This is a genomic window from Sphingobium cloacae, assembly GCF_002355855.1.
Classification (GTDB): Bacteria; Pseudomonadota; Alphaproteobacteria; order Sphingomonadales; family Sphingomonadaceae; genus Sphingobium; species Sphingobium cloacae.
This window is the reverse complement of the sequence record NZ_AP017655.1, coordinates 781,130-805,013: the sequence shown is the minus strand read 5'-3', so window position 1 is coordinate 805,013 and position 23,884 is coordinate 781,130. Positions and strand designations below refer to the sequence as shown.

The 23,884-nt window shown below is 66.1% G+C and carries 16 protein-coding genes; 11 read left to right on the top strand and 5 right to left on the bottom strand.

Going from position 1 to position 23,884, the window contains the following annotated elements; genetic code table 11:
• Positions 1 to 22 precede the first annotated feature (22 nt).
• The 4 genes from SCLO_RS03945 to SCLO_RS03930 are packed head-to-tail and all read left to right on the top strand — an operon-like array spanning position 23 to position 3,842.
• Positions 23 to 721: a nucleoside/nucleotide kinase family protein gene (locus tag SCLO_RS03945; protein WP_231923344.1), complete on the top strand. Its 699-nt coding sequence runs from the start codon at positions 23 to 25 to the stop codon at positions 719 to 721.
• Complete coding sequence (locus SCLO_RS03940; RefSeq protein ID WP_066521244.1) at positions 718 to 2,049, top strand: lipopolysaccharide biosynthesis protein; 1,332 nt, start codon at positions 718 to 720, stop codon at positions 2,047 to 2,049. Before SCLO_RS03945 ends, SCLO_RS03940 begins: the two co-directional genes overlap by 4 nt.
• Positions 2,046 to 2,879: a hypothetical protein gene (locus tag SCLO_RS03935; RefSeq protein WP_066521242.1), complete on the top strand. Its 834-nt coding sequence runs from the start codon at positions 2,046 to 2,048 to the stop codon at positions 2,877 to 2,879. Before SCLO_RS03940 ends, SCLO_RS03935 begins: the two co-directional genes overlap by 4 nt.
• Before the next feature lie 30 nt (positions 2,880 to 2,909).
• Positions 2,910 to 3,842, top strand: coding sequence for a glucosamine inositolphosphorylceramide transferase family protein (locus SCLO_RS03930; RefSeq protein ID WP_066521237.1), 933 nt, complete (start codon positions 2,910 to 2,912; stop codon positions 3,840 to 3,842).
• Here the strand turns inward: SCLO_RS03930 and SCLO_RS03925 are convergent.
• Genes SCLO_RS03925 through SCLO_RS03915 form a run of 3 tightly spaced genes read right to left on the bottom strand, consistent with a single transcriptional unit; the run spans position 3,796 to position 6,246 of the window.
• Positions 3,796 to 4,887 carry a glycosyltransferase gene (locus tag SCLO_RS03925; protein ID WP_066521235.1) on the bottom strand — a complete coding sequence of 364 codons (1,092 nt, stop codon included), beginning with the start codon at positions 4,885 to 4,887 and terminating at the stop codon, positions 3,796 to 3,798. The two genes, SCLO_RS03930 and SCLO_RS03925, sit on opposite strands and share 47 nt — an antisense overlap.
• 4 nt (positions 4,888 to 4,891) lie before the next feature.
• The gene (locus tag SCLO_RS03920; protein ID WP_083949198.1) at positions 4,892 to 5,560 is read right to left on the bottom strand and encodes a DedA family protein; all 669 of its coding nucleotides are present in this window, start codon (positions 5,558 to 5,560) and stop codon (positions 4,892 to 4,894) included.
• Positions 5,557 to 6,246 carry an anti-sigma factor family protein gene (locus SCLO_RS03915; RefSeq protein WP_123905439.1) on the bottom strand — a complete coding sequence of 230 codons (690 nt, stop codon included), beginning with the start codon at positions 6,244 to 6,246 and terminating at the stop codon, positions 5,557 to 5,559. Before SCLO_RS03915 ends, SCLO_RS03920 begins: the two co-directional genes overlap by 4 nt.
• A gap of 295 nt (positions 6,247 to 6,541) precedes the next feature.
• On the opposite strand from SCLO_RS03915, the gene SCLO_RS03910 reads away from it, so the two are divergent.
• From SCLO_RS03910 to SCLO_RS03885, 6 genes are all read left to right on the top strand, one after another.
• The gene (locus SCLO_RS03910) at positions 6,542 to 7,369 is read left to right on the top strand and encodes a virulence factor (RefSeq protein WP_231923343.1); all 828 of its coding nucleotides are present in this window, start codon (positions 6,542 to 6,544) and stop codon (positions 7,367 to 7,369) included.
• Positions 7,366 to 8,844 (top strand): AcvB/VirJ family lysyl-phosphatidylglycerol hydrolase, encoded by a 1,479-nt coding sequence (locus SCLO_RS03905; protein WP_066521229.1) that lies wholly within the window; start codon positions 7,366 to 7,368, stop codon positions 8,842 to 8,844. Before SCLO_RS03910 ends, SCLO_RS03905 begins: the two co-directional genes overlap by 4 nt.
• Positions 8,837 to 11,428, top strand: a complete 2,592-nt coding sequence (gene mprF / locus SCLO_RS03900) for a bifunctional lysylphosphatidylglycerol flippase/synthetase MprF (RefSeq protein WP_083949197.1) — start codon at positions 8,837 to 8,839, stop codon at positions 11,426 to 11,428. Before SCLO_RS03905 ends, mprF begins: the two co-directional genes overlap by 8 nt.
• 112 nt (positions 11,429 to 11,540) lie before the next feature.
• Entirely contained in the window at positions 11,541 to 13,781 is a 2,241-nt protein-coding gene (locus SCLO_RS03895; RefSeq protein ID WP_096362090.1) for a S9 family peptidase, read from the top strand.
• A 79-nt stretch (positions 13,782 to 13,860) separates the two neighbouring features.
• Positions 13,861 to 14,886, top strand: coding sequence for an aspartate-semialdehyde dehydrogenase (locus tag SCLO_RS03890; RefSeq protein WP_066521223.1), 1,026 nt, complete (start codon positions 13,861 to 13,863; stop codon positions 14,884 to 14,886).
• Positions 14,887 to 14,891: 5 nt separating this feature from the next.
• On the top strand, positions 14,892 to 15,518 hold the full coding sequence (locus SCLO_RS03885; protein ID WP_066521221.1) for a DUF2238 domain-containing protein: 627 nt from the start codon (positions 14,892 to 14,894) through the stop codon (positions 15,516 to 15,518).
• A 145-nt stretch (positions 15,519 to 15,663) separates the two neighbouring features.
• On the opposite strand, the gene SCLO_RS03880 is transcribed toward SCLO_RS03885, so the two are convergent.
• A complete protein-coding gene (locus SCLO_RS03880) occupies positions 15,664 to 16,833 on the bottom strand; it encodes a Yip1 family protein (RefSeq protein WP_096362089.1) in 1,170 nt (389 codons plus the stop codon).
• Between the two features lie 137 nt (positions 16,834 to 16,970).
• Here SCLO_RS03880 and dnaE point away from each other — a divergent pair, with 137 nt between their 5' ends.
• Positions 16,971 to 20,510 (top strand): DNA polymerase III subunit alpha, encoded by a 3,540-nt coding sequence (gene dnaE, locus SCLO_RS03875; RefSeq protein ID WP_066516003.1) that lies wholly within the window; start codon positions 16,971 to 16,973, stop codon positions 20,508 to 20,510.
• 266 nt (positions 20,511 to 20,776) lie between these two features.
• Here dnaE and SCLO_RS03870 read toward each other — a convergent pair whose 3' ends face one another.
• On the bottom strand, positions 20,777 to 23,776 hold the full coding sequence (locus tag SCLO_RS03870; protein WP_066516000.1) for a TonB-dependent receptor domain-containing protein: 3,000 nt from the start codon (positions 23,774 to 23,776) through the stop codon (positions 20,777 to 20,779).
• Between the last annotated feature and the right edge of the window lie 108 nt (positions 23,777 to 23,884).

Below are 23,884 nucleotides of genomic sequence, written 5' to 3'. Positions count from 1 at the left end.
CGAACCTCCGTCGCTGCCTCCGATGATTGCCGTCGTGGGCTGCGACGGTTCGGGCAAATCCACCGTGACCGCCCTTCTGGGATCGTGGCTGGCCGGGTTCCGCCCGACGGTCGTCTGTCATCTGGGGAAGCAGAGCGGCAATATCGGCCGGTCCCTCGCCCGCTTGCCGCTGCTGGGGCCGAAACTGGAACGTTCGATCTACAGGAAGGCAAAGGCGGCCCAGACCGGGACAGGACCGGGACTGGTCACGGCGGTCGGCATCTACGCCTTCGCCATCCGGCGTGAACGGCGGTTCCGGCGCATGATGGCGCTTCGGCGCGCGGGCCATATCATCGTCACCGACCGTTTTCCGCAGGTGGAATTGCCCGGCCCCATGGATGGGGTGGGACTGGGCAACGCCCGCCCCTCCGGTCTGGTCGGCTGGCTCGCGCGCCGCGAACGGCGCAAGTTCGACGCCATGGTCGCCCATCCGCCGGATCTCGTCCTCCGCCTCAACGTCAGCTTCGATGTTGCGCAGGCCCGCAAGCCCGACCATCGCGCCTCCGCCCTCGCCCGCAAGATCGACGATCTTTCCCGCCTGACCTTTCAGGGCGCGCCGGTGGTGGAAATCGACGCGGACGAACCGCTGGAAAATGTGGAAGCCAACGCCAGGGCCGCGATCGCGCAATGGCTGCGGGACCGGTTCGGCATGACGATCCAGCCTGATTCCGCGTCCCGATGAAGCACTGGTTTTCCGATGGCGCCTTTCGCGCCATTCTGCGCAATGCCTCCTATCTGGGGTCGGGGAAGCTGGGCGGCGCGCTCTTGAGCCTGATCGCCCTCGCCTGCGCCGGCCATGCCCTTTCCCCTGCCCTGTTCGGAACGCTGGCCGTGGTGCAGGCCTATGCCAGCGGGGTCAGCGCGCTGGTCAAGTTCCAGACCTGGCAATTCATCGTCCGCTTCGGCGCGCCCGCTCTGGTCCGGAAAGATATCGGCCGGTTCCGCGAAGTCACCCGCTTCTCCTTCGGCCTCGATCTCGCCAGCGGGGCGGCTGGCCTGATCGCGGGCATGGCGCTTCTGCCCTTCCTCGCGCAGTGGGTGGGGATCGCGAGGGAGGATGTCTATCTCGCCCTGCTCTATTGCACGCTCATTCCCATCATGACCGCCGCGACCCCTACCGGCATTTTGCGCACGCTCGACCGGTTCGATCATCTCGCGGTCCAGCAACTCGTGACGCCGCTGCTCACCGCAATCGGGGGGATCGTCTGCTATGCCGGCGGCCTGGGTTTCGCGGGCTTCGTCATCACCTGGTATGTCGCCGAACTGGCGGGCGACATGCTCCTCTGGTTCTTCGCGGCCCGCGAATTGAAGCGCCGGGACATCCATCACGCGCTGCGTCCGGGCCTTTTCGCGCCAGCGCGGCGGATCGGGGGGGCGTGGGATTTCGTCTGGACCACCAATATCGCCCATTCGATCTGGTCGGCATGGGGCCCGCTCAGCAACGTGATCGTCGGCGGGATGCTCGGCCCGGCCGCCGCCGGTTTGTTCAAGATCGCGTCGACCTTCTTCGAATCGGCGGGAAAGCCCGCCAATTTCCTGGAAAAGAGCTTCTACCCGGAAATCATGCGGCTCGACCCCGCCAGCAGGCGACCCTGGCGGCTCGCCGTCCGCACCGGCGTTCTGGCGGGGGGGCTGGGTCTCGTCATGCTGCTGGTGGTGATGGCCGGCGGCGAGCCGTTGATCTCGCTGGTCTTCGGGAAACGCTATGTGGAGGCTTTCTCCCTCTTGCAGGTCATGGCGGCTTCGCTGGTCGTTTCGACGGCGACCTTCCCCCTGGAATCCCTCCTCTATATGGCGGGCCGCCAGCGCGCCGCGCTGGTGGCGGAAGGACTGGCCGCGCTGGCATATGGGGTGATGCTGGTCGCGATGATCCACGGGTTCGGACTGATCGGGGCCGGGATCGCCTATGTCGGGGGCATGATCCTCAAGGCGCTCTTCACGCTGGTCCCGACCGTGGCGGCCTATCGCGGACGCGCATCGCTGTCCCATCATGAAGAGGTGGCGATGTGACGAACCATCCTCGTTGGGAACGGTTTCCCGCCGAAACGCTCGAAGCCCTTTTCGAGGCTGTGGAAATCGACGATGTCGTCGATCCCGTCGTCAGCCTGCCCGATCCCATAAGGCTTGACTGCACCCGCGACGGGATGCGGCGCTGCTTCGCGCTCTGCCTGCAATTCTGGAGCGACGGAGTCAGCCGCGCCGATCTGCTGCGGCTGACGCATGTCCTGCTTCGAAAGGGAGACCTCGACCCCGCCGGGCGCCGGGAATACAAGCATATCCGCGCCAGGTACAAGCATCTCCGCTTCGCCCTCACGCTCTATGATGCGCGCCACCGTCCCCCGCCGCTTTTCAGCATCACGGTCGCCATCATGGGACATTTGCAGGATGCCTTCCGCAACCGGCATCGCAGGGCCGTCATGGGTTATGCGCTGCTTCTCCGCGCGCTGCTGTCAAAGCCGGTCTGGGCTGTCGTCAGCCATCGGATGTCCGCGATCCGGCTGGATACCGCCGACGCTTTCCTCGCCTATCGCAAGGCGGAAATCCTTCGCCTGAAGAACGCCCTGGCCCAGGAAAAGCTGACCGGCCACGCCTTCCACGCGATGCGCAAGATCGTAAGCCGCCACACATCCTTCTACGACACGCTGCGGTCGCTTGAACGCAATGAGCATGACTATAAAATGTCCCGCTTTCTCAGCGCGATCAACGGCCTGATGGGAAGCCGGCATGATGAGATGGTGGAACAGGCGATTTCAGGCGCGCGGGATTATCGGACAGCCACCCCCCTTGACGGCGACATCCGGCAGCGGCTGGAAACGCTTGTCGCCCATTACCCGCTATAAGGAGCCATTTACGGTGGTGGATCGACGGGGATGATCCGGACGGACCTCTGGCATGTCGGCGTGGTCAAGGCGCCCATGGCCCGGATCGTCGCGGCGGGAACGCTCGAAGGGTTCGATACGCTGTGGCTGCCTCCGGAAGGATCGCTGCGGTTCATCGCCGATCCTTTCGGCCTGTGGAAGGACGGATTGCTCCATATTTTCGTCGAGGCCTACGACTATCGCACCCGCCATGGCGCCATCGAGCTTCTCATCCTGGACGAAAATCTGGCGCTGGTGGAGCGGGGCCCGGTCCTGCGGGAGCCCTGGCATCTTTCCTATCCCTTCATATTCGAAGCGGACGGAGAGACATGGATGCTGCCCGAAGCCCATAAATCCGGCCGCCTGACCCTCTATCGCGCGACCCGTTTCCCCTGGCGCTGGCAGCCGGAAGAACGGTTCCTCTTCCCGGAAGCGGCGATCGACGCCACGCCTGTCCGCACAGATCGCGGCTGGTGGATATTCTACACGCCGCCAGCGCCGAAACCCTGGCGGACGAGCGCGCTCAAACTGGCGCGCGCGGACGATCTGCTGGGGCCTTGGGAGCCGTGCGGCGACGCGCCGGTCCTGCTCGACAAGGGTGGCGCACGGATGGGCGGCACGCCGATCCGGCGCGGCGAAACGCTGCTGCTGCCCACGCAGGACTGCCGGCGCACCTATGGCGGGGCCATCTCGATCCGCGAAATGCGATGGCGCGACGCTGCGGCGCCGTCTTTCGAAGCGGGACCCCATATCGTCGCCCCCCATGCCTTCCATCCGCATGTCGATGGCCTGCACACCCTGTCGCAGGCGGGCCCGGTCACGCTGGTCGACGCCAAGCGGACGGTCCGTTCCTTCCGCCATCTGGCGATCCGGTGCGCGCAAGCCCTGGGCCTGGCGGTCAGCCCTGGCCCGCCACGCCGGCCAATGCCTCGACCCGGCGCATGACGGCCAGCCCCGCCCGCTCGAAGGCATCCGCGCCATAGGTCCGCTCGATATAGGCCCGACCGGCCTTCCCCATCGCCGCGAGCCTGTCCGGTCGCGCGGCCAGCGCCTCGATCGCGCCGGCGCAGGATGCAGCCACCTCGCCTTCCAGCAACAGCCCGCCTCCGCTCGCGCGAACGCTTTCCCGCAGTTCGCCCACGGGCGTGACGATGACCGGCAATCCGGCCGACATCGCCTCGTGCGCGGCGAGGCACATGCCTTCATAGCGGGATGGCTGCGCATAGAGATGCCAGGATTCCAGAAAGGGCCGCACATCCGAAGCCATCCCCGGCAAGGCGACCATGGACTGCAACCCGTGACGGACGATCAGCCCTTCCAGCGCGGCCCGTTCCGGCCCATCGCCCACGATGGTCAGATGAACCCTGTCCGCCAGGTCGGGGCGCGATTGCCGCAGCAGGGCCACCGCCTCGATCAGCAGGTCGTAATTCTTGACCGGATGAAGGCGGCCCACGCTGCCGATCCGCAACACGCCCTGGCCGTCCCATCGCGGCGCCTGTCCGCAAGGGAGCCGTTCGAACAACGGCCATGTCATCACCCGATCCGGCGGGATGTTCAATCCGCTGGTCAGGAACGCCGCCACCGACGGGGAATCGGCCACCCATAAACGGCTCAAGCCTCGGGTCAGGCGGGTATGCAGCCGGATGCTGGCGCTATGCTTCCAACTCACCACCGGTATCCCCAGCCACGCCCCCGCGATCATGCCGACCAGCCCCGCCGCGCTCAGCGACGTCCATATCACATCGGGGCGGGACTGCCGGAGGAGGCGGACGAAAGCCAGGATCGTCGCCAGCTTGCTGCGCCGCCTGTCGAACAGGAGGCGATAGGGGATGCCCGCTTCGTCCAGCAACCGCGCGGCCGCCATGTCGCGCGGCTCGCATGCGGTCACCTCCACCGCATGCCCGGCCTTGCGCATGACGGCGACGATGCGCGGCACCGCGGCTTCCGCGCCGCCGCTTTCGAGACTGGTGATCAGATAGTGGATCTTCATCGGCTTATCGCGGCCGCGACCGGACCTGCGGCGGCCTGCGCCCCGTCGAACGCCGCCGGAGCATGAGACGCCCCACGATAGCGGCGAAGAGGAAGGGAACGAACAGCAATATCCCGACCATCCCCAATATCAGCCGCCCGTCGAGCATCTCCGCAGGCAGGCTCGCGCCCGCGAGGTATCCCGGCGCCAGCAGGGCCGGAACCCATATGACGGCCGAGGATATATTGGCCATCTGAAAGCTGCGTCCCGGCATCTGCATGACGCCCGCCACCAGCGGAATGGTGGCCCGCACCGGTCCGAAGAACCGGCCCAGGAAGACGGACACGAAGCCGTATCGCCGGAAGAACAGGCGCGTCCGGGCGACGGCCGCGCGATGATGGCGCAATGGCCAGCGCCGATAGGCGGAAGGACCGATCCAGCGGCCCAGAAGATAGGATATCCAGTCGCCCAGGATGGAGCCGACAATGGCCCAGAACAAAACGGGCAGCGGGTCCAGGAATCCCGCCGCGATCAATCCGCCCATCGCCATCATCAACGCGATGGCGGGCACGAACATCCCTATGACGATCATCGATTCCGCGAAGGCCAGCAGGCCGATGACCGGTCCCGCCAAGGCCGCGTTATCCGTAATCAGCGCCAGCAGGCCGGCGATCCATTCGTCGATGGAGGTCATGTTTTCCAGGAATCCGCCAGATCGTCCGCCGTGGCGTCGATCTGGTCCGGTTCGCCCTCCCCCGTCAGCGCATAGGAAAAATCGCCCTTGCGCCAATAGGCGACCGACTGGCGGCCCTCCCGCACCGTATCGGGATCGCGCGGCGCGGAGGAACGCTCGCGAATGGCGAGGATGGAAAAGACGCGGCCTTCGGTCGTCTGCACGGCCAGCAGCAAGGCGGGCAGGCCGCTCGTATGGAGCATCTCCACATCGAACACCCGCCAGTCCGGCGGCAATCTTGGAATGGCGATGCGGGAAGCGGAAAGCAGCGTTTGGGTGCGATCGGAAATCGGCTCATAGGCCGCGAGACCGGCGCGTTGCTGGATGGCCCTGTGCGATGCGGCGGCCAGCTCGATATAGGATGGCGGCGGGGATGCCATGCCCCATGCCGCGCAGGCCGCCGCCGCCGTCAGGCCGACGGCGGCGATGCCCATGCCCGTCCGGTTCCAGAAAGCCCGGCGACGTTCTTTTTCCGACGGCGGGCGGCGGCGGGCGGGATCGCGGAGCGCGAGCAATTGCAGCGCGCTGCGGTTGCAAAAATCCGCCATCACCTGCGCGGCAAGGCCGGGATTGCGCGAAAGATGATCTTCCACCGCCAGACGGTCCGCCAGATCGAGCTCGCCATCGATATAGGCTTCGATATCCATCTTGCCTATCTCATCCATCGGACCCGCCGCCACTCTAGCTTCCCGCCGCCTTGAAGCGGACGGCATGGCCGTCGGGACCGCCGCACACGACGGCCGGGAGAAGGGAGACGCGCATTGCCATATAGGAGCATACGCCTCTGCCGCGGGATTATTCCACGGCCATGACGCGATCCGGAGCATATCGTTGCGAAGGGCGACGGCCGCGGCCGCGCCCTCGCCGCCTCCAACATTGCGAAAATTTCAGACGCCGACGATCTCCCCGCAATCCCGCCCCGTCCAGTATCGCTCTCCTCTCATGATCGAGGACAGGGGCATGAAAGGGTTGCAGGCCATGCGGGCAGGCCGCATCGGACGAGGTTCCCGCGGTTTCCGGCGGCTTCTCGCCGTGCTGGCGACCGGCCTTATCCTGGCCCTGCTGGCGATCGGGACCCTATGGTTCGCCGCCCCTTATTCCGATGGGACGGACTTTGAATGGCGGGCCTTGCGGCCTTTCCCTTCCGCGCAGGCGCGCGCGCCGGTGGCGGCGATGTTCCTTTCCGGCGACATGGGCTTTCGTTTCGGCATGAGCGGGCAGGTCGCCACGGCGCTGGGCGGGCACGGCCTCCCCGTGGCGGGTTTCGCCTCGCCCATGCTGTTCGCCCGCCGCCGCACGCTCGCGCAGGTGGACCGGATCGTCCGGAACGCGATCCGCATCGCGCTGGACCGCAACCGCGCTTCCCGCATCGTGCTGGTCGGGCAATCCTACGGCGCGGACATCGTGGCCACGGCCGCCCCCCGCCTGCCTCCCGACCTGCGGTCCAGGATCGCCGCCATCGTCCTGATCGTCCCGGCGCGCAACGTCTATTTCCGGGCCGACCCGCTGGGTTTCGCCTATCGCGGAGAGCCCGACGCCCGCCCGATGGAGGCGGTGCGCGGGATCGGCTGGACGCCCGTGCTCTGCATCCATGGCGTCGAGGAACGGGACAGCCTTTGCCCGCTGCTCAGGGGCAGCGCCGCCAGCATCCTCGGCCTGCCCGGCGACCATTATCTGCGGCATGACGACAAAGCGCTGACAGCAGCCGTGCTGGGCGGCCTGCGCGCCATCGTTCCCGGCATCGAAAAGACCATGAAGGGCGGGGAATGATCGGCAAACGGATCAGGCGCGCGATGATCGGGATCGGGGCGCTGCTGCTGGCGGCGGCGTTCATCCTCACGGCCATGCCGCCGGGCATGGAGCCGTCGCGCGCCGCCGAGCGACGCCCTGCCGCCGCAAGCCCGCCCGCCGATCTCGCCTATGATTTCCCGGCCATGGGACGGATCGCGATCGATCGGCCGCGCCGCGCGCCGCGCGGCATCGTCCTCCTGCTGTCCGATGCCCATGGCTGGCGGCAGGAGGAACAGGCTCTCGCCCGCCGCCTCGCCGACGCCGACATGCTGGTGGCGGGCATATCCACCCCCGCCTTTCTCCAGAGGCTGGGCCACGCCAGCCGGTGCATCAATCCCAATTATGCGATCATCGACCTCGCCCGCGATCTTCAGCACCGCCTGGCCGTGCCGCTTTACAGGAAGCCCATGATCGTGGGACGCGGCGAGGGCGGGGCGCTGGCCTATGCGGCGCTGGCCTCGGGACCGGACGGCTCCTATGCCAGCGCGCTTTCCATCGGCTTTTCTCCCTCCCTGCCCGGATGGAAGCCATGGTGCAAATCAGGCAGTTTGAAAGTCCGGACGCGGATCGCCCCGCATCGCCGCCAGTGGATTTTCGCGCCTGCCGGACCGTTGCCCTCGCCATGGATCGTGATCCGCGCGGCGCTCCCCCGTTCCATGCCGGGAAAGGCCCTACGCTCTTTCATCGACCGGGCCGGACCGGCAAGACTGATCGAGGCAGGGGATCAGGAGGGTGCGGCGACCGACATGCTGGCGCTGGGGCAACTCATGCCTTTCCTGACGCCCGTGCCGGAAGCGGAAGCACCGCCCCACGGCCATCCCCCGCTTCCCGCCGGCCTGCCCATCACCCTGGTGACCGACGACGCCGCGCCCAGGACCGATCTGATGGCGGTCCTCTATTCGGGCGACGGCGGCTGGGTCGGGCTGGACAAGGCCGTGGCGGGACAGCTCGTGCGGGCGGGCGTGCCGGTGGCCGGCATGGACAGCCTGTCCTATTTCTGGAGCCGGCGCACACCGCAAGGGGCAGCGGCCGATCTTTCCGCCATCATCAGGGGCTATTCGGATCGCTGGCAGCGGCCCAGGGTGCTGCTGGTCGGCTACAGCTTCGGCGCGGACGTGCTGCCGCATATCGTCGCCCATCTTCCCGCCGCCGACCGGGCGCGGGTGGAGAAGATGGCGCTGCTGGGCCTCAGCGCCTCGGCGGATTTCCAGTTCCATCTCGCTTCCTGGCTCAACCTGCCCTCCGGGGACAGCTATCCGACCGTTCCCGCCATCGCGCAACTGCGCGGCGTGCCGATGCTCTGCGTGAAGGGACAAGCGGAAACGGACAGCGCCTGCCCCGCCATTCCCAGGGGGCTGGCGCAGGTCGTGACGGTGCCGGGCGGACATCATTTCAACCGCAACGCGTCCCTGCTGGCGGGCCTGATACTGGCCGGTCTCGTTCGTCATGACTGACAAGACCGGCGCTCGCGAAAGGGAAGGCGGCATTGTCCCGGCGTTGCGGCACTGGATCGCGGCGCGGCGCACCCTGTTGAGCCTGCTGGCGATGCTGGCGGTATGCGCGCTGGGGCTGGCGGCGCTTCATGCCCTGCTTGCCGAAGTGCGGCTGCGCGATGTCAGGGGCGCATTCCACATGATCGGCTCCCGGCGCATGGCGTTCGCGCTAGGGCTGACGGCGATCAGCTATCTCGCCCTCACCTTCTACGATTTCGTCGCGCTGCGCCTCGTCGGGCGTGTCCTGCCGTGGCGCACGGCGGCGCTGGCGTCCTTTTGCAGCTATACGCTGAGCCACAATCTGGGGCTGTCGCTGCTGACGGGGGGATCGGCGCGCTATCGCATCTATGCGGCGGCGGGCCTGACGGGAGGCGAAGTCGCCCGCATCGTCGCATCGGCCAGCCTCACCTTCTGGGGCGGGGTGTTCGTGATGGCGGGCGCGCTGATGGCCTTCCATCCCGCCGCCGTCGCGCTGGGCGGTGTCACCCTGTCCCCGGCGCTGCAACGGGGCGCGGGAATCGCGATACTGGCGCTTGCCGCACTTGCCCTGTCGGGCGCGGGACGGGAGGGGCGCGCGCCGACGCTGTTCGGCCTGACCTTCACCCTCCCCTCGCGAAGCCGGGCGCTGGCCCTGCTGGCGGTGTCCTGCGTCGACCTCGCCGCCGCCAGCGCCGCGCTCTACATCCTCGTGCCGCATGTGGGCCTCTCCCTCTATCCCGCCTTTTTCCTCGGCTATGTGCTGGCGATCATCCTGGCGCTGGTCAGCCATGTTCCAGGCGGGCTGGGCATATTCGAAGCCGTGATCGTCGCCACCCTGCCGGACGTGGACCGGCCCAGCCTGCTGGCCGCGCTGATCGCCTATCGCATCATCTACTATCTGCTGCCGCTGCTGCTGGGCGTCATCGCCATCGCCGGGCATGAAGGCCACCGCTGGCGGCGGCCGATGGGGCGTTTCCTGAACGGGGCGCAGGTCGCGGCCTCCGGCGTTGCGCCGGTCATGCTGGCGCTGCTGGTGGCGGTGGGCGGCATGATCCTGCTCATCTCCGGCGCCTTGCCCGCCATTCCCGCCCGCCTCCATTCGGTGACGCACCTCCTTCCCCTCTTCCTCGTGGAGGCGTCGCACTTCGCCGCCAGCATCGTCGGGACATTGCTGATCCTGCTGGCGTCGGGCCTGTACCGCAGGCTGGACGCGGCCTTCTGGATGACGCGCGCGCTGCTGATCGCGGGCGCGCTCTTCTCGCTGGTCAAGGGACTGGATTATGAGGAAGCGGCCATCCTGCTGCTCATCACCGCCCTTCTCCAATGGACGCGCGGCGCCTTCTACCGCCACACCCAATTCACCGCCGCCGTCCTGACGCCCGCATGGCTGGCGACGATGACCGTCGCGGTGGGGCTTTCGATCTGGATCGGCTTCTTCGCCTATAAGCATGTCGATTATCAGACCCATCTCTGGTGGGACTTCGGCCCGCGCGGCGATGCGTCGCGCTTCCTGCGCGCGGCTTTGGCGAGCGGCGTGCTGGTGGTCGCCGCCGCGCTGTGGCGGCTGTGGCGGCCCGCAGTGCCTCCGCGCCTGATGCGCCGCATTTCCGCCGCGCCGCCGCAACAGGCGCTGGCGCTGGCCGACCGCACCGACGCCTTCCTCGCGATGACGGGGGACAAGCTGTTCCTCGCCTCCGCCACGGGGCGGGCCTTCCTCATGTACCGGATTCAGGGTCATAGCTGGATCGTGATGGGCGATCCGGTGGGCGACCGGACGGAATGGGCCGACCTGCTCTGGCAATTGCGCGAGACGGCGGACAGGAGCCAGGGCCGCCTGCTCCTCTACCAGTTGAGCCTGGAGGCGCTGCCCCTCGCGGTCGATCTGGGCCTGGGCATCGTCAAATATGGGGAAGAGGCGCGGGTGGACCTGAAGCGCCTCACCCTCGACGGTCCGGAGGCCCGGCCCCTGCGCTATGCGACGAGGCGCGCGATCCGGGAAGGCGCCTCGTTCGAAGTGGTTCCCGCCGCCCGGCTGGACGGCATCATGGACGATCTCCAGCGGATTTCGGATGGCTGGCTGGCGCAAAAGGGACGCAGGGAAAAGCGGTTCAGCATGGGCCGGTTCGATCCCGCCTATGTCGCCCGTTTCGATTGCGCGGTGGTGCGGCGGGAAGGCCGGATCGTCGCTTTCGCGAATATCTGGGCGACCGCCAATCGCAACGAATTGTCGGTCGACCTGATGCGGCATGACGAAGTGATGCCCTATGGCGCGATGGACTTTCTGTTCCTGCGCCTGATGGAATGGGGCCGCGACCGGGGTTTTGCATGGTTCACGCTGGGGCTGGCGCCCTTGTCGGGGATGGAGGCGCGCCGCCTTTCCCCCTTGTGGGTGAAGGCGGGGGCCTTTCTCTATCGGCATGGCGACGGCTTCTACGGCTTCGAAGGGCTGCGCGCCTACAAGGACAAATTCTCTCCCGTCTGGGAACCGCGCTTCATCGCCGGGCCGCACGGGGTGGGCCTCCTGCGCTCCATGATCGATCTCCAGAAGCTGGTATCGGGACGATAGCGCCGCCATGGCTGGACATAATATGTCCCGACATTGATCTTTTCGACCAAGGCGCGCTAAGCCAGCGTCAGGACAAGGCGTTCCCGCACAGCGCCGCCGCGAAAGGATGACAATGCCCTCCAGCTTCCGCCGCTCGACCGCGCTGCTCGCGGCCCTCGCCGCCTCTTCCCTCCCCGCCATGGCGCAGGAAAAGCTGACCCTCGAACGCGTTTTCGCCAGTCCCGACCTTTCCGGCCCCCAGCCCCGCGCCCTGAAGCTCTCGCCCGACGGCACGCTCGTCACCCTGCTGAAGCCCCGCGCCGATGAAAAGGACCGGCTCGACCTCTGGGCCATCGACACAGCGACCGGCGCGCAGCGGATGCTGGTCGATTCGAAGAAGACCGGCAGCGGCGCGGAACTCTCCGAAGCCGAAAAGATGCAGCGCGAACGCGACCGCTCCGTCGCGGGCAGCACCGGCATCGCCACTTATGACTGGTCGCCCGATGGCCGGCACATCCTCGTCCCCGTGGACGGCGACCTCTACCTCGCCGCCCTCGACGGCAAGGTCACCCGCCTCACCGCCTCCCCCGAAGGCGAACTGAACGGCGTCGTCAGCCCGAAAGGCGCATATGTCTCCTACGTCCGCGACGGTAATTTCTTCGTCCAGCCCATCGGCGGCGAAGCCCGCCAGCTCACCACCGACGCCAGCGACACGCTCAGTTGGGGCGTCGCGGAGTTCGTCGCGCAGGAGGAAATGGACCGCCGCACCGGCTATTGGTGGTCGCCCGACGATGCGCTGATCGCCGTCGCCCGCGTCGATGAAAGCCCGGTCGGCATCGTCACCCGCACCGCCATCGGCGGCGAAGGCACGAAGGTCTACCAGCAACGCTACCCCGCCGCGGGCACGCCCAACGCCCTCATCGACCTCTACGTCATGAAACCGGACGGCAGCGCCCGGATCAAGGTCGACCTCGGCCCCGAAACCGACATCTACCTCGCCCGCGTCGACTGGTCGAAGGACGGCAGGACCCTCTACGTCCAGCGCGAGAGCCGCGACCAGAAGCGCCTAGACCTCCTCGCCGTCGATCCCGCCACCGGCAAGGCGAAGGTCATCCTCACCGAAAGCGCGAAAAGCTGGATCAACCTCTCCAACAATTTCAGGCCATTGAGCGACGGCAGCTTCCTGTGGTGGTCGGAAAAGACGGGCCACGGCCATCTCTATCATGTCCGCGACGGCAAATGGACGCCCCTTACCCACGGCGCATGGGAAGTGCGCGACGTGATCGGCGTCGATGAAGCGAAAAGCCTCGTCTACTTCACCGCCAACCGCGAAACACCGCTGGAGCAGCAACTCTACGCCGCCCCCCTCGCCAAGGCCGGGCCGCTCAGGCAACTCACCCAGGACGGCTGGTGGAACGACGCCGTGATGGACCGCAAGGCCACCCGCCTCGTCATCTCCCGCAGCAACACCGACCAGCCCAAACAGGTCTACCTCGCCGACACGGACGGCAGGCAACTCCAATGGCTGGAGGAGAATGCGATCCGGGGCGACCACCCCTATGCCCCCTATCTCGCCGCCCACGCCAGGACGCGCTTCTCGACCCTCAAAGCCGCCGACGGCACCGTCCTCCACGCCCGCATCATGACGCCGCCGATGGAGGCCGGCAAACGCTACCCTGTCTTCATGCTGCACTATGGCGGCCCCGGCGCGGGCCGTCAGGTCACGAACCAGTGGGGCGCGCCCATCTATCAATATCTGGTGAGCAAGGGCTGGATCGTCTTCGCCATCGACAATCGCGGCACCCCCGACCGCGGCAAGGCGTTCGAGGATCACATCTACCGCGCCATGGGCACCGTCGAGGTGGACGACCAGCTCAAGGGCGTCGAATGGCTGAAAAGCCAGCCCTATGTCGACCCGCAACGGATCGCCACCTATGGCTGGTCCTATGGCGGCTACATGTCCCTCAAGCTGCTCGAAAAGGCCCCCGGCACTTTCTCCGCCGCCGTCGCGGGCGCGCCCGTCACGAAGTGGGAACTATACGACACCCACTACACCGAACGCTATCTGGGCAAGCCGCAGGACAGGCCCAGCGCCTATCCCGCTTCCGATGCGGTCGAGGAGGCGGTGAAGATAAAGGACCCCCTCCTCCTCATCCACGGCATGTCCGACGACAATGTGGTGTTCGACAACGCCACCGCCGTCATGGCGAAGATGCAGGGTGCGGCCGTCCCCTTCGAGATGATGGCCTATCCGGGCCAGACCCACCGTGTCGGCGGCCCCGGCGTCTCCGTCCACCTTTGGCGCACCATAGTGGATTTCCTCGACCGCCACGGCACCGGTCCAGCGGGGGAAAGTCGCGCTTCCACGCCCTGAACCGCTTACTACTGGACAATTGCCGCAACGGCGCTATGCCGCGCACTCCGCAATTTTGCATGGAGTGGAGTGTTTAGTCATGGGTTACAAGGTCGTCGTCGTTGGTGCCACGGGCAATGTGGGCCGCGAAATGCTGACCATTCTCGCCGAGCGCGAGTTCCCGATTGACGAGATCGCGGCGGTCGCCTCGCCCCGGTCGCAGGGCACCGAAATCGATTTCGGTGAAACCGGCAAGACGCTCAAATGCAAGAATATCGAGCATTTCGACTTCACCGGATGGGACATCGCCCTGTTCGCGGCCGGTTCCGGCCCGACGGCGGAATATGCGCCCAGGGCTGCGGCGGCGGGCTGCGTCGTGATCGACAATTCGTCGCTCTACCGCATGGACCCGGACGTGCCCCTGATCGTGCCCGAAGTGAACCCGGACGCGATCGACGGCTACAAGAAGAAGAACATCATCGCCAACCCCAACTGCTCGACCGCGCAGATGGTGGTCGCGCTCAAGCCCCTGCATGACGCCGCCACGATCAAGCGCGTCGTCGTCTCCACCTATCAGTCGGTGTCGGGCGCGGGCAAGGCGGGCATGGACGAGCTGTTCGAACAGTCGCGCAACATCTTCGTGGGCGATCCGGCCGAACCGAAGAAGTTCACCAAGCAGATCGCCTTCAACGTGATCCCGCATATCGACGTCTTCCTGGACGACGGCTCCACCAAGGAAGAGTGGAAGATGGTCGCGGAAACCAAGAAGATCCTCGATCCCAAGGTGAAGGTCACGGCGACCTGCGTGCGCGTTCCCGTCTTCGTCGGCCATTCGGAATCGCTGAACATCGAGTTCGAGAAGGAAATCTCCGCCAGCGAAGCGCAGGACATCCTGCGCGAAGCTCCCGGCGTGATGCTGGTCGACAAGCGCGAGGACGGCGGCTACGTCACCCCCGTCGAGTGCGTGGGCGACTACGCCACCTTCATCAGCCGCGTGCGCGAGGATTCGACCATCGAGAACGGCCTCAACCTCTGGTGCGTCAGCGACAATCTCCGCAAGGGCGCGGCGCTGAATGCCGTCCAGATCGCCGAACTGCTGGGCCGCCGCCACCTGAAAAAGGGCTGAGGCTCATGATCCCCGGCGCTGCCGTCTGGAAGGCTCTTCCAAACCGGCAGCGCTGGACGATCCTGCTGCTGCTCGCGGCAGTCGCGCTGGCGAACGTCGCGCAGCCCTATCCCGACCTTGCGCCGCTACAGCACGGCCCCACCGTCGCGCTTCTCCTTGCCGCGCCGTGGCTCCTGCGCCGCTGGCCGCTCTCCGACAACGCGCTGGCCTGTATCGCCCTCTTCCTGCTGCTCCACACGCTCGGCGCGCGCTACATCTACTCCTACGTCCCCTATGACGACTGGAGCCGCGCCCTGTTCGGCACGGACATCTCCATTGCCTTGGACCTGCACCGCAACGGCTATGACCGCCTCGTCCATTTCGCGTTCGGCGCGCTGCTCACCGGCCCCTTCGCGCAAATCGCGCGCCGCCATGGCGGCATGGGAAAGACGGCCGGGCTCCTGTTCGCCTTCGCCGCCATCGGCCTTGCCAGCGCGCTCTATGAAATCTTCGAATGGCTGCTGACCATCGTCGCGGCAGGCGAGACGGCCGACTATTATAACGGCCAGCAGGGCGATGCCTGGGACCCGCAAAAGGACATGGCCGCCGTCCAGCTCGGCAGCGCGCTGGCCCTTCTCTTCATCCGTCGATAGCCACGCAAGCCCATGGTCCCGAACGAAATGAGCCGTCTACCCCTTCGCCAAGCTCAGGGCGAGCCGGAATGGGTGTCTGGAACCCCTCAAAATTGAAGTCCGGGCCACCCGCACCCCACCTGAATCCCCCGTTCCGCTTGGGCCCTTATTTCGCCAGCGCGGCGAGGCGGTCGAAGCCTATCGCGTTCACGGCGGCTTTCAGTTCGTCGATACTGGCAACGGTGCCGCTGGCTTCCACCATGAAACGGTTGGCGAGCGTGGTGCCGAACTTGCCGTGGCGGCTCTCGCTGTCCCATTCCTCGGTCACGATGCGCCCATCGACGGTCTCGGTTTTCTCATAGCCGGTCGCGGTCTGCTTGTTGGACTGGACGTTGAGCGCCGCGCCGAGGCCGGCAAAGGCTCCCGCGACGGCCATGTCGGTGACTTCCAGATCGATGTCGTCATCGCCCGCCGTGTAGCGCGCGCTGGCGCGGGCGCCCGCCGACATGCCGCTGCTTTCGACCTCGGTCCGGCTGAAGCGGCCGATCTTTTCGGGGAGCAGCGCCTGAAGGGCGGCGGGCGCGATGGCGGCGGAGGCGCCGTTCTGCGTCGCTTCGTCCATCTTCTTCGCGGCCGATTCCATCTGCTTGCTGGCGGCGTCCAGCTTGCCGAGGTCGACCTTGCCGACGCCCGGCACGGTCATTTCGCCGCTCACCGTGGAGGGGCCGTAAGCGCCGCCGAACATGGAGCCGAAGGGACGGGCCAGCGCGCCTGCGATCATGAAGAGGATCGCGGCGGCGACGATGGTCACGATGGTGTAGACCAGCGCCTTGTCCTCCGGCGCCTTCATCAGGCGCGGCAGGCCGAGATAGAGGAGGTAGAGGCTGTAGAGCCCCACGATGCCGAGGATCGAGAGCGACGGCACCAGCGCGAATATCCCCGCGAGCCAGCCCGCCGTGCCGGAATAGGCGGCGACCTTGAACGCCTTCACCCTGTCCTTCTGTCCGCCGAATTGCGGGGCGAGCGCATCAATGATGAGCGCGAGGACGAAAAGGCCGATCAGCGCGAAGACATAATGGGCGATGGCCATGCTGATCGCGCCCATGAGCGACGGACGGAAGGTGATGCCAAAGGCGCCATAGCCGAAGATCTGCCCGCCGATCAGCGCGGCGAGCGGCGGGATGGCGGCGAGTATCATCACATAGCCGGTGAAGATGCCGCCGACGGTCGCCGGTTCGGTGTCGATGACGCCCCATTCTTCCTTGGGCTTGAGGATGATCGCCTTGGCCCTGTCGACGATGCTGGGCGGGGTGGAAACCGGGTTCACGTCCGTCATCTTGGCATTCTCCCTCCGTTCGTTACGGGGAGTGGAACAATTTCGTGGCGAGAAGGCAAGTGCAATCTGTCGCCCTTATCCCCAGCTTTTGATGATCGGGGGCTGGCATTGCGACGTTGGGGGTGCATAATGCGGCCATGCCTCACGCCGGTTTCGTTCCCCTTCGCATATTGTCGTCCTTCACCATGCTGGAAGGGGCGATCGACCCCAAGAAGATCGCGAAGCAGGCCAAGGCGCTGGGCTTTCCGGCGGCGGCGATCACGGACCGGAACGGGCTTTACGGTTCGATGGCCTTTTCCGACGCCTGCAAGGGCGAAGGCGTGCAGCCGATCATCGGCGCGATGGTCGGCGTGCTGCGGCCCGGACGCCCCCCCAATGCACCGCCGGTGCATGACTGGCTGACGCTCTATGCGCAGGATGCCAAGGGTTATGACAATCTCTGCGCGCTGGTGTCGATGGCGCATCTCGACCGGCCGGTCGAGGAAGTGCCGCACGTCACGCTGGAGGCGATGGAAGGCCGCACCGATGGGCTGATCGCGCTGACGGCGGGAGGCGAGGGCGCTCTTGCCCGCCTGTTCGCGGAGGATCAGCCGGAGGCGGCTTTGGCCTATGCCGGGCGGCTGGAGGTGCTGTTCCCCGACCGGCTCTATGTCGAGATTTGCCGCAGGCTGGACCCGGTGGAGGGGAAGGCGGAGCCGCATCTGCTCGACCTTGCCTATGCGCGGAACCTGCCGCTGGTGGCGACCAACCCCACCTGCTTTGCCGAGCCGCATTTCCATGCGGCGCATGACGTGATGCTCTGCATCGCCGACAGCGCCTATGTGGAGACGCCGGACCGGCGGACCAGTTCGCCCGACGCATGGATGAAGCCCGCCGCCGAGATGAAGCGGCTGTTCGAGGATTTGCCCGAAGCGCTGGCGAACACCCTCGTCGTGGCGCAGCGTTGCGCGGTGGCCGCGCCCAAGCGCAAACCGATCCTCCCCAGCCTGGCGGGCGATATCGAGGGCGAGGCGCGGATGCTGCGGGAACAGGCGGCGGCCGGGCTGGAGGCGCGGCTGGAGAAGCTGGGTATCACCGGCGAGGAGGCGCGCAAGCCCTATTTCGACCGGCTGACCTTCGAAACCGACATCATCGTCCAGATGGGCTTTCCCGGTTACTTCCTGATCGTCGCGGACTTCATCAAATGGGCGAAGTCTAACGATATTCCGGTGGGGCCGGGGCGCGGGTCCGGCGCGGGGTCCGTGGTGGCGTGGGCGCTCACCATCACCGATCTCGACCCGCTGCAACTGGGGCTGCTGTTCGAACGCTTCCTGAATCCCGAGCGCGTGTCGATGCCGGACTTCGACATCGACTTCTGCGAAACGCGGCGCGGGGAAGTGATCCGCTACGTCCAGCAGAAATATGGCGCGGACCATGTGGCGCAGATCATCACCTTCGGTAAGCTCAAGGCCCGCGCGGTGCTGAAGGACACGGGCCGCGTGTTGCAGATGAGCTATGGGCAGGTCGACCGGCTCGCCAAGCTGGTGCCCAACCATCCGACCGACCCCTGGACGCTGGAACGGTCGCTGAACGGCGTGTCGGAATTCCGGGCGGAATATGATAATGACGCGCAGGTCAAGCGCCTGATCGACTATGCGATGAAGCTGGAAGGCTTCCCGCGCCACAGTTCCACCCATGCGGCGGGCGTGGTGATCGGCGATCGGCCGCTGAGCCAGTTGGTGCCGCTCTATCGCGATCCGCGATCCGACATGCCGGTGACTCAGTTCGACATGAAATATGTCGAGGGCGCGGGGCTGGTGAAGTTCGACTTCCTGGGCCTCAAGACGCTGTCGGTGTTGCAGAAGGCGGTGCAATTGCTCGCGGCAAGGGGCGTGGAGGTCGATCTCGACGGCCTGAGCTGGGACGATCCGGCGGTCTATGACCTGCTCCAGCGCGGCGACACGGTGGGCGTGTTCCAGCTGGAATCGGAAGGGATGCGCAAGACGCTCGCCGCCGTGCGTCCGACCAACTTCGGCGACATCATCGCGCTGGTGTCGCTCTACCGCCCCGGTCCGATGGACAATATCCCGATGTTCGGCCGTCGCAAGAACGGACAGGAAGAGATTGAATATCCCCATATTCTCCTGAAACCGATCCTCGAAGAAACCTATGGCATCTTCGTCTATCAGGAACAGGTGATGCAGGCCGCGCAGATACTGGCGGGCTATTCGCTGGGCGACGCGGACCTTCTGCGCCGTGCGATGGGCAAGAAGATCAAGGCGGAGATGGACGCCCAGCGCGCCCGCTTCGTGGAGGGCTGCGCCAGGAGCGACATCAAGCCCGCCAAGGCGAACGAGCTGTTCGATTTGATCGACAAGTTCGCGGGCTATGGCTTCAACAAATCCCACGCGGCGGCCTATGCGCTGCTCGCCTATCAGACGGCGTGGCTCAAGGCGCATTATCCGGCGGAATTCTATGCCGGGTCGATGGCGTTCGATATCCACCTGACCGACAAGCTGACCGTGTTCGTGGACGATATGCGGCGCATGGGGCTGACTTGTCTCGCCCCGGACATCAACCGCAGCGGGGCGGATTTCTCGGTCGAGGCGGTCGAGTTCGAAGGCGACGATCCGCGTCTCGGTTTCGCGGTGCGCTATGCGCTGGGCGGCCTCAAGGGCGTGGGCGAGAAGGCGATGGAGCAGCTCGTCGAGGAACGGGAGGCACGGGGGCCTTTCCAGTCGCTCGACGATTTTGCCGACCGGATAGAACCGCGCCTGCTCAACCGGCGGCAGCTGGAAAGCCTCGCGGCGGCGGGCGCTTTCGACGACATCCACGCCGACCGCGCGGGCGTCCATGCGGCGGCGGAAACGATCCTGACGGTGGCGGCCAGCAATGCCGAAGCGCGGACAAGCGGACAGGGCGGCCTTTTCGGCGGGGAGGAAACGCCCCATGCCGATGTCCGCATCCCGCCGCATCAGACCTGGTCGACCGCCGACCGCATGGCGCAGGAGAAGGAGGCGTTCGGCTTCTATTTCTCGGCGCATCCGGTGGATCGTTTCAGGCATCTGGCCGATGCGCGCGGGGCGAAAAGCTATGGCACGATCTGTTCCGAGCCGGTGGCCGAGGGCGGGCGCGTCAATGGCGTGATGGCGGCGATGGTCGAAGATGTGCGCTGGCGCGAGACGAAGCGCGGGGCGCGCTATGCGTCGGCGACCTTTTCCGACAATAGCGGGCAGTTTCAGGCGAGCTGCTTCGACGAGGATGCCTGCAAGGCCATCGAGGACATGGCGCGGGAAGGCGATTGCGCGCTGCTGATGGTGGAACTGGACCGCCTGCCCGGCGAAGAAACGCCGCGCGTCACCGTGCGGGGAGTGGAGCCTTTCCAGCAGATCGCCAATGCCTCGCGCATGGAACTGACGGTCGATGTGAGCGATCCGATGGCGGTGGCCGCGCTGGCGCAGCTTCTGTCGCGCGCGCGGGGCGGGCGCAGCGAAGTCTTCCTGCGCGCCCCCGTGCGGGACGGGATGGCGGCGCGGGTCTTCCTGGGGGACGATTATGCCCTCGGCGCGGATCAGGTGGACGCGATCGCGCTGATTCCGGGCCTCGCGATCCATGCGTTCGAGCGGATGGAGCCGAAAGCGGATGGATATCGGGCGCGCAACCGGCGGTCGGGTTTCCGGCTGGTGGCGGCGGAATAGGACCGGTTCTGGTCACGACACGAAGTGAGATTAGGCCCAATTGGATAAGACGGCGGAGGCGAAGTGGCCACGCCTTGCTGACAGCGTATGCTCCTCACCCAGCTACGACCAAGGCAGCAAGCTGCCAAGTCTTCGCAACCCGCTCCCGCATGGAGCGAGGGGAAATTATGTCCACAACCCACCCGAACCTACCTCCCACAAATCCCCCACAAAAAAGGGGCCGGGACAAACATGCCCCGGCCCCCTTTTCCAAGCAGAAATCCGCCTTAGAACTTGAACCGCACGCCCGCCGTGAAGGCGCGTCCGATGAAGTCATAGACGGCGATATTCGTCGGCAGGTTCACGCCAGGTATCGTGCCGGGAATGAGCGGCGGGTCCTTGTCGAACAGGTTGTTCACATTGCCGAACAACTCGAAATTGCCCTTGCCGTGCGGGATGGTGAAGCGGACCGACAGGTCGGTATACCAGACCGGCTTGACATGCGAATCCACGAACTGGATCTGCTTCGTGCCGCCTGGAATGTCGAGCCGCATCTTGCCGATATACTGTTCGGAAAGCGTCACGCCGAACGGGCCGTTGCTATAGTCGACCGCCAGGTTGCCGCGCCAGCGGGGCAGGCCCGCCGGGTTGGAGCCGACCACGCTCACGCCCGCATAGTGGGCGATGGGCGCGCCCGTATATTGCTGGGCGTCGAACTTGTCGAGATAGTTGGCATAGAGCCGGATGCCCAGCGCCCCATTGCCCAGCGTCGTGCGATAGCTGGCGTCGAAGTCCAGGCCCGCCGTCTTGAGGAAGGCGATATTGGCCGGAACGATGTGGACCAGGCTGGGGAAGGTCGTCGGCGTGTCGCGGTCGATCAGGCCGCATTCCACCGCGCCCGACCCGCCGGCATTGTAGCAGTTGGTCAGGATCTGCTGCGCCGTCAGCGTCTCGATGATGTTGGTCACCTTGATGCGGTAATAATCGATCGACAGCGAGAAGCCGGGCAGGAAGCGCGGCGTGATGACACCGCCGAAGGTCAGCGTCCTGCCGATTTCCGGCTTCAGGCCGGGATTGCCCGCCGTCACGCTGTTGACGTTGACGTTCTGTCCGCTGCCATAGACCGGGTTGCCGCTGCCGTCCCTGATCACGGCGTCGTTGACGATCCCGATGCCGCTCTGCGCGCCCGCATACAGCTCGAACAGGTTGGGCGCGCGGATATCGCGGGAGATGGTGCCGCGCAGCAGCAGGTCCTGCACCGGCTTCCACGTCGCGCCGACCTTCCACGTCTTGACCGTGCCGGATGTGGAATAATCGGTGATGCGCGCCGCGCCGTTCAGGCTCAGTTCCTCGAAGAAGGGCGTGTCCTTCAGGATCGGCACCGCCAGTTCGGCGAAGGCTTCCTTGACGTTCACGCTGCCGTGCGCCGCGCCGACATTGTTCAGCCAGTAATAGAGCGCGCCCGCGGGAACGCCCCGCAGCCCGGCGAAATAGGCATCCCGGTCCGTCAGCGTCGCCGGATCGGCATTGCTGGTGAGGTCCAGCGAAACCTTGCGATATTCCGCGCCGATCGCGAAATCGACCGGACCGGCGGGCAGTTCGAACAGGCTGCCGCTCAGGCTCGCCTCGACCGAATCCTGCTTCAACCGCGCGCGATAGCTGGACGTGCCGGTGGCGTAGGCATAGCCGTCCGGCGTGGAAGCGGCCGGGTTGCCGTGCATGACATCCATCGGACGGCAGCCGCTATATTGCGACGCCAATGTCGGATCGAGCGACACGCGGCACACGACATTGCCGTTCCCATCGCTCACCGCATCGACCGCCGCATAGAGCTTCCTGGTGTCGTACAGCCCGGAATTGTCCATCTTGTGCTTGGACTCGCCGTGGGTGTAGCTGACCGCCCATTTGAAGTCGCTGAAGCTGCCCTGCAAGCCGGCGGTCGCCATCCAGAAGTCGGTGCGCTCATCGGCGACCGGCTTGGGCTGTCCCGCCTGCGTCTGCCCGATCAGCAGGAAGTCGTCCGCCGTCGCGAGCGAATTGTTGAGCGCATCGGACAGGTAGGGATTGTCCTTGTAGACCCGCACGCCCAGCGACGGCGGCACCAGCGCGTTCTGCTGCGTCGTATAGCGCATGTCCGTGCGCGACCAGACGCCCTGCACATAGGCATTGATGTCCGGCGTCAGGTCATAGCTGACGCGGCCGAACGTCTGATAGGTCTTGAAGGGCGCGATGGCGGCGTTGTCCGCCGGAATGCCATAGCCGTCCCCGCCGATCTGGAAGCCGGGGGTTCCCACCGCCGTGCCGGGATTGAAGGGACGGGTCGTGCCGTCATTGTTGATGACCTGCCCGATATAGGGATTGGCGGTGCTGCTCGCCCCGACGATCCGGCCATTGGGCGCCAGCGCCGAGATCAGGACATTGCGCCCGATGGTATAGGGATTGAGCGAACCGCCCGGATTGCAGGCGGTCGGGTCGGTCAGCGGATTGGGATTGGCGCAGCCCACCTTGCTGCCCACGAAGGCATAGCCGTCGTTCCCGCCCGCGCGCTGGCTGCGCAGCAGGCCGTCATTATTGGCAAATTCGCCGCTCAGCAGGATATGTCCCCTGCCGCCGCCGAAATCCCAGCCGCCCGCCAGGCCGATGCGCTGGTTGCCCGCATCGCCGCGCGAGGAAATGCCCGCCTGGGCGACGCCCTTGATGCCGGTGAAATTCTTGTCGAGCACGAAGTTGACGACGCCGGCGACCGCGTCCGATCCGTAACCGGCCGAAGCGCCGCCCGTCACCACGTCGACCCGCTGCATCAGCAGCTGCGGCAGCACATTGGTGTCGACCGTGCCCACATAGGTGGTCGGCGGCACGCGGATGCCGTCGAACAGGATCAACGTGCGCAACGGCCCCTTGGGATTGTTGCTGGGCGTGCCCAGGCTGCGCAGGTTCAGCACATTGCCGTGGATCGGGATGCTGGCGAAGTTGTTCGCCGACTTGCCCGGACTGAGCGAATTGCCGAACTGCGGCAGCTTGTTGAGCGCGTCGGGAATGCTCGACGGGGTGGTCTTGGCCAGTTCGTCGGCGGTCGCGACGGTCACCGGCGTCGGCGCGGTATAGCCGTCGCGCACGATGCGCGATCCGGTGATGACGATATCGGCCGAACCGGGCTGCGCATCGTCCTGCGGCGCGGCCTGCTGCGGCGGCGTGGCGGCGTCTTCCTGCGCCCATGACGGGCCTGTCATCGCTATGGCGCTAACCCCCAGCGCCAGCGACGAGGCAAGAATCCTGTGCTTGAACATTTGCTGTCCTCTCCCTGCGTTAAATGCACCTAGGATCGCTGGATGAAGCATTTCTGACCTATAGTGCATTTTTATCACTATCGCATTGGATCGGGATGTCAACAAAAT